Source organism: Streptomyces sp. NPDC003327 (assembly GCF_053589515.1).
On record NZ_JBSFSA010000024.1, the window covers coordinates 82,973 to 90,127 of the forward strand.

Sequence of the window (7,155 nt, forward strand, 5' to 3'; positions counted from 1 at the left end):
CGGTCGGACAAGACGCAGACAGTCAAACAAGACTGACTTACAAGAAATACGGTTCATCGACCCGAAAAAGCGATCATTGTGCGAGATCTCACGTGTGATCCGCTTCGATACGAAGGCGTGGACGCCCGGCCGCCCACCTGCGGATAGGCTCGACGCCGGGGCCGCACCACCGGCCCGACCCGCCTGGAGGGAGCTGCGGAATGACGGTGCCGGGGCGCAGGAGCAGCACGTTCTCACGGCTGCTGCGGCACGGGTTCACCCACCCCTCCGACGCCGAGCGCCTCCTCGACCTGCCCGAGCTCGCCGCCCTCCGCGGCGACGCCGTCCTCCTCGAAGCCCTCGGCGCCACCGCCGACCCCGACCTCGCCCTGCGCGGCCTCGTCCGCCTCGTCGAGGCGCAGCCCGAGACCGAGCGGCAGACCCTCACCACCACGCTGCTCTCCGCCAAGCCCTTCCGGGACCGGCTCCTCGGCGTCCTCGGCGCCTCCGAGGCGCTCGCCGACCACCTCGCCCGGCACCCCCGCGACTGGGAGTCCCTCGTCACGTACGAGGCGGCCGACCTGCACCCGGGGGTCGCCGAGTTCGAGCGCGGGCTCGCCGCGGCCACCGACGCCGTCTCGCTGCGGGTCGCCTACCGCCGCTGCCTCCTCGCCATCGCCGCCCGTGACGTGTGCGGCACCACCGACGTGGCCCAGACGGCGGCCGAGCTGGCCGACCTGGCGACCGCGACCCTCCGCGCCGCCCTCGCCATCGCCCGGGCCGCCGCGCCCGCCGACGCGGCCCAGTGCAGGCTCGCCGTGATCGCGATGGGCAAGTGCGGCGGCAACGAGCTCAACTACGTCTCCGACGTGGACGTGATCTTCGTGGGGGAGCCGGCCGAGGGCGCCGACGAGTCCAAGGCCGTCCAGGCCGCGACCCGCCTCGCCTCCCACCTCATGCGGATCTGCTCCGAGACCACCGTCGAGGGCACCATCTGGCCGGTCGACGCCAACCTCCGCCCCGAGGGCCGCAACGGGCCGCTCGTCCGCACCCTCTCCTCCCACCTCGCCTACTACCAGCGCTGGGCGAAGACCTGGGAGTTCCAGGCGCTGCTGAAGGCCCGCGCGGTGGCGGGCGACGCCGAACTCGGCGCCCAGTACATCGACGCCGTCTCCCCGATGGTCTGGCAGGCCGCCGAGCGCGAGAACTTCGTCACCGACGTCCAGGCCATGCGCCGCCGGGTCGTCGCCACCATCCCCGCCGCCCAGGTGGAGCGCGAGCTCAAGCTCGGCCCCGGTGGGCTGCGGGACGTCGAGTTCGCCGTCCAGCTCCTCCAGCTGGTGCACGGCCGCAGCGACGCCACCCTGCACAGCGGCACCACCCTCGACGCGCTCGCCGCCCTCGCCGCCGGCGGTTACGTCGGCCGGGCCGACGCCGCCCAGCTCGACGAGGCCTACCGCTTCCTGCGGGCCATGGAGCACCGCATCCAGCTGTACCGGCTGCGCCGCACCCACCTCGTCCCCGAGGACGAGGCCGACCTGCGCCGCCTCGGCCGCTCCCTGGGCCTGCGCACCGACCCGGTCGCCGCGCTCACCAAGGAGTGGAAGCGCCACGCGGCCGTGGTCCGCCGCCTGCACGAGAAGCTCTTCTACCGGCCGCTGCTCGACGCCGTCGCCCAGCTCGCCCCCGGCGAGATCCGGCTCAGCCCGAAGGCCGCGGGCCAGCGCCTCGAAGCCCTCGGGTACGCCGACCCGGCCGCCGCCCTGCGGCACCTGGAGGCGCTCGCCTCCGGCGTGACCCGCAAGGCCGCCATCCAGCGCACCCTGCTGCCCGTGCTGCTCGGCTGGTTCGCGGACTCCGCCGACCCGGACGCCGGCCTCCTCGGCTTCCGCCGCGTCTCGGACGCCCTCGGCAAGACCCCCTGGTACCTGCGGCTCCTGCGCGACGAGGGCGCCGCCGCCGAGAACCTGGCCCGTGTGCTCTCCGCCGGCAAGCTCGCCCCCGACCTGCTGCTCCGCGCCCCCGAGGCGGTCGCGCTCCTCGGCGACCCGGAGGGCCTGAAGCCGCGCGGCCGGGACCACCTGGAGCAGGAGGTCCTCGCCGCCGTGGGCCGGGCGGACGGCCCCGAGCAGGCCGTCGCCGCCGCGCGCGGGGTGCGCCGCCGCGAGCTGTTCCGTACCGCCGCCGCCGACCTCATCGGCTCGTACGGCACCGAGGACAACCCCCGCGAGTCCGACCCCGGCGCGCTCGTCGACCAGGTCGGGGCGGCCGTCACCGACCTCAACGCGGCGACGATCGCGGGCGCCCTGCGGGCCGCCGTGCGGGCGGAGTGGGGCGAGGAGCTGCCCACCCGGTTCGCCGTCATCGGCATGGGCCGCTTCGGCGGCCACGAGCTGGGCTACGGCTCAGACGCCGACGTCCTCTTCGTCCACGAGCCGCGCGAGGGCGTGGCCGAGCAGGAGGCCGCCCGGGCCGCGAACCGGGTCGTCTCCGAGATGCGCCGGCTGCTCCAGCTGCCCACCACCGACCCGCCGCTCCTCATCGACGCGGACCTCAGGCCCGAGGGCAGGAGCGGCCCGCTGGTCCGCACGCTCGGCTCGTACGACGCCTACTACCGCCGCTGGTCGCTGGTGTGGGAGAGCCAGGCCCTGCTGCGCGCCGAGCCCATCGCCGGCGATCCGGACCTCGGCCGGCGGTTCATCGAGCTCGTCGACCCGCTCCGCTACCCCGCCGAGGGCCTCGGCGAGGACGCCGTACGCGAGATCCGCCGCCTCAAGGCCCGGATGGAGTCCGAGCGGCTGCCGCGCGGCGCCGACCCGACGCTCCACACCAAGCTGGGGCGCGGCGGCCTCAGCGACGTCGAGTGGACCGTCCAGCTGCTGCAGATGCGGCACGGCTGGGCCGAGCCGCGCCTGCGCACGACCCGCACCCGCGCGGCGCTGGCCGCCGCCCACGCGGCCGGGCTCGTGGGGGCGGAGGAGGCGCAGATCCTCGACGAGGCCTGGGTCCTCGCCACCCGGGTGCGCAACGCGGTGATGCTGGTCCGCGGCCGCCCCGGCGACACCTTCCCCTCCGACCCGCGCGAGCTTGCGGCGGTCGGCCGGTACCTGGGCTACGCCCCGGGCCACGTGGGGGAGGCCGTCGAGGACTACCGGCGGATCACCCGCAGGGCCCGCGCGATCGTCGAGGAGCTGTTCTACGGGGCGGCGTAGGAGGTGCCTCCTGGCGCCGTGGTGCCGGGGGGCCATGCGGAGCGGCCGGGGCCCGATCCTTCGATCGGGCCCCGGCCGCTCCGCGGTACGGGCACGTTACCTGCCGGAGCCGATGCGCTCCGGATCCTCGGCCCCCGCCGTGGCACCGGCCCCCGCCGCGGGTTCCCCGTCCGCCTCCGCGGGCCCGGTCCGCGCCCGCGGCTCCGAGGCCTTCGGGGCGACCGGCGACGCCACCTGCTTCGAGAGGCGGTGCGGCCACGATCCGTACCAGAGGCAGGAGACGAGGAAGCCGAAGGCCAGGCAGATCATGCCGCCCACCGCGTCCAGCCAGAAGTGGTTGGCGGTCGCGACGATCACCACGAGCGTCGCCGCCGGGTACAGCAGGCCCAGAATCCTCGCCCACGGCGCCCGCGCCAGGAAGAAGAGGGTCAGCCCGCACCACAGCGACCAGCCGATGTGCATCGACGGCATCGCCGCGTACTGGTTCGACATGTGCTTGAGGTCGCCCGAGGCCATCGAGCCCCAGGTGTGGTGGACGAGGACCGTGTCGATGAAGTCCTGGCTCTCCATCAGCCGCGGCGGCGCGAGCGGGTACAGGTAGTAACCGACCAGTGCCACACCGGTGGTGGCGAAGAGGACCGTGCGGAACGCGGCGTAACGGCCCGGATGCCACCGGTACAGCCACACGAGCACACCGATGGTGACGATGAAGTGCAGCGTCGCGTAGTAGTAGTTCATCGACACGATGAGCCAGGTCACCGAGTTCACGGCGTGGTTGACGGCGTGCTCGAAGGCGAGGCCGAGGGACTCCTCGGTCCGCCAGATCCAGTCGGCGTTCCTGAGCGCCTGCGCCTTCTGCTCCGGCACGGCGTTGCGGATGAGCGAGTACGTCCAGTAGCTCACCGCGATCAGCAGCAGCTCGAACCAGATGCGGGGGCGCCGGGGCGTGCGCGCACGCAGCCACGCCCACCGGCCGTCGGCCACGATGGGTGACGACGGGGTCGTCCGGTCGTCCAAACTCTTCACGGTCGTTTCACCCATAGGCAGAGAGTGTGCCAGATTCGCCTCCCCCGACCGATCATCCCTCCGACGGGTTCGGGGCGCACCCGCTCCCCCTCAGGGACGAGCCCGGGCACGACCTCAGGGACGAGCCGGCGCGGACCTCAGGGACGAGCCCGGCCATGACTCAGGGACGAGCCGGCGCCGAGGCCGTGGAACCGCGAACGACCAGCTCGGGCATGAAGACGAACTCGGAGTGCGGGGCGGGGGTGCCGCCCACCTCCTCGAGCAGCGCGCGGACCGCGGCCTGCCCCATCGCCTGCACCGGCTGCCGGATGGTGGTCAGCGGCGGATCGGTGAAGGCTATGAGCGGGGAGTCGTCGAAGCCGACGACGGAGACGTCCCTCGGCACGCTGAGCCCCTGCTGCCGGGCCGCCCGGATCGCGCCGAGCGCCATCATGTCGCTGGCGCAGACGACGGCCGTGCAGCCCCGGGAGATCAGCGCCCCGGCCGCGGCCTGGCCGCCCTCCAGGGTGTAGAGGGAGTGCTGGATCAGCTCCTCGGACTCCTCCGGGGAGAGGCCGAGCCGCTCCTGCATGCCCTTGCGGAAGCCCTCGATCTTGCGCAGCACCGGCACGAACCGCTTCGGGCCGACGGCGAGGCCGATCCGGGTGTGGCCGAGCGCGGCCAGGTGCGTCACGGCCAGCTGCATCGCCGCCCGGTCGTCGGGCGAGACGAAGGGCGCCTGGACCTTGGGGGAGAAGCCGTTGAGCAGGACGTAGGGGACGCCCTTGCCGCGGAGCTGGTCGTACCGGGTCATGTCGGCCGTGGTGTCGGCGTGCAGACCGGAGACGAAGATGATGCCGGCGACACCGCGCTCGACGAGCATGTCGGTGAGCTCGTCCTCGGTGGACCCGCCGGGGGTCTGGGTGGCGAGCACCGGGGTGTATCCCTGACGGGTCAGGGCCTGCCCGATGACCTGCGCGAGCGCGGGGAAGATCGGGTTGTCCAGCTCGGGGGTGATGAGTCCGACGAGGCCGGCGCTGCGCTGCCGCAGCCGCACGGGCCGTTCGTAGCCGAGGACGTCGAGCGCGGCAAGGACGGATTCGCGGGTGGCCTGGGCCACGCCGGGCTTGCCGTTGAGCACGCGGCTGACTGTGGCTTCACTGACCCCCGCCTGGGTTGCGATGTCGGCAAGCCGCGCGGTCATGACAGTGGACTGTACCGGTCACGGGGCGTATTGCCCACCGGCCCGGCGCCCTCGGCCTTCCGCAAGGACCCCCGCAAGGTCTTGCAGCTCTTCCGTGCGTGCGGGGCCCGCACGAGACGATGCTTTTCGGACAGGAGAGCGACGCATCCCCTGGAAGGGAGGCCTTCCGGCCGCTGTCAAGCGATCCTTCGGCAACCTTCGGGACACGCGGATGTAACGATCGCCGGGCCTTGCAGAAATTTCTCGCAAGGTCTTTCGGCTCGTTTTCATCCCTGTTACGTTCCTGGCAACCCGGAGCGCCGCGAGGGAGCGGTCGCATGAGGAAGGTGTCAGCCCCTCGTCCCACCGGGATCACTGAAGGAGTTCACATGCGGCGTGGCATAGCGGCCACCGCGCTGGTCGCCGCCCTGGGCGTGACCCTGGCGGCGTGCGGCGGAAGCGACAGCGGTTCCAACGGCGGCGGCTCGAAGAGCTCGGGCGAGCTCTCCGGCACCGTGACCTGGTGGGACACCTCCACGGTCGGCTCCGAGGACAAGGTCTTCAAGAAGCTGGCCGAGGACTTCACCAAGAAGCACCCGAAGGTCACGGTCAAGTACGTGAACGTGCCCTTCGGCGAGGCGCAGAACAAGTTCAAGAACGCCGCGCAGTCCGGCTCCGGCGCCCCCGACGTCATCCGCTCCGAGGTCGCCTGGACCCCCGAGTTCGCCGACCTCGGCTACCTCGCCCCGCTCGACGGCACCCCGGCGCTGAAGGGGCAGGACGACTTCCTCGCGCAGGCCGCCGCCTCCACGCAGTACAACGGCAAGACCTACGCCGTGCCGCAGGTCATCGACTCCATGGGCATCTTCTACAACAAGAAGATCTTCAAGGACGCCGGCGTCGAGGTCCCCAAGACCATCGACGAGCTCAAGTCCGTCTCCGCCAAGATCAAGCAGAAGACCGGCAAGACCGGCCTGTACCTGCGCGGCGACGACCCGTACTGGTTCCTCTCCTTCCTGTACGGCGAGGGCGGCGACCTCGTCGACGCCGAGCAGAAGAAGATCACCATCGGCGACGCGTCCGGCGTGAAGGCGTTCAAGACCGTCAAGGACCTGGTCGACTCGAAGGCCGCGATCACCGACGCGACCAACGGCTGGGACAACATGCAGGCCGCCTTCAAGGACGGCAAGGTCGCGATGATGATCAACGGCCCGTGGGCCGTCGCCGACACCTTCACCGGCAAGGAGTTCGCCGACAAGGCCAACCTGGGCATCGCCCCGGTCCCGGCCGGCTCGGCCGGTCAGGGCGCCCCGCAGGGCGGCCACAACCTCGCCGTCTACGCGGGCTCCAAGAACCTGGACGCCTCCTACGCGTTCGCCGAGTACATGACCTCCGTCGAGTCCCAGACCCGTGTCGCGAAGGAGCTCAGCCTCCTCCCGACCCGGCAGTCCGTCTACATCAAGCCGGACGTCGCGACCAACGAGATGATCACCTTCTTCAAGCCGGTCGTCGACAAGGCCGTCGAGCGCCCGTGGATCCCCGAGGGCGGCAGCCTCTTCGAGCCCGTCAAGGTCGAGTACACCAAGGTGCTCACCGGCCAGACGTCCCCGGACGCCGGCGCCAAGGCGGTCGCCGACGCCTACCGCAAGCTCCTGAAGGACTGGAAGTAAGAAGGAAGGCAGGCCGGCTGATGGCTGTGGACACTCCCAGCCAGTCGGTGGCGAAGGCCGCGGGCGACCACGTCGCCCCCCGCCCGCGGCGCCGCACAGGAAATCA

Annotated in this window: 4 protein-coding genes; 2 read left to right on the top strand and 2 right to left on the bottom strand. The window is 72.1% G+C overall.

What is annotated here, in order from left to right; genetic code table 11:
- The first annotated feature begins 200 nt into the window (after positions 1-200).
- The gene (locus ACWDVG_RS19620; RefSeq protein ID WP_451700534.1) at positions 201-3,191 is read left to right on the top strand and encodes a bifunctional [glutamine synthetase] adenylyltransferase/[glutamine synthetase]-adenylyl-L-tyrosine phosphorylase; all 2,991 of its coding nucleotides are present in this window, start codon (positions 201-203) and stop codon (positions 3,189-3,191) included.
- A gap of 96 nt (positions 3,192-3,287) precedes the next feature.
- Here ACWDVG_RS19620 and ACWDVG_RS19625 read toward each other — a convergent pair whose 3' ends face one another.
- Positions 3,288-4,232 carry a phosphatase PAP2 family protein gene (locus ACWDVG_RS19625; protein ID WP_451700535.1) on the bottom strand — a complete coding sequence of 315 codons (945 nt, stop codon included), beginning with the start codon at positions 4,230-4,232 and terminating at the stop codon, positions 3,288-3,290.
- Between the two features lie 145 nt (positions 4,233-4,377).
- The gene (locus ACWDVG_RS19630; RefSeq protein ID WP_451700536.1) at positions 4,378-5,400 is read right to left on the bottom strand and encodes a LacI family DNA-binding transcriptional regulator; all 1,023 of its coding nucleotides are present in this window, start codon (positions 5,398-5,400) and stop codon (positions 4,378-4,380) included.
- Between the two features lie 368 nt (positions 5,401-5,768).
- Between ACWDVG_RS19630 and ACWDVG_RS19635 the strand changes: the two genes are divergently transcribed.
- Positions 5,769-7,049 (top strand): extracellular solute-binding protein, encoded by a 1,281-nt coding sequence (locus tag ACWDVG_RS19635; protein WP_451700537.1) that lies wholly within the window; start codon positions 5,769-5,771, stop codon positions 7,047-7,049.
- Positions 7,050-7,155 lie beyond the last annotated feature (106 nt).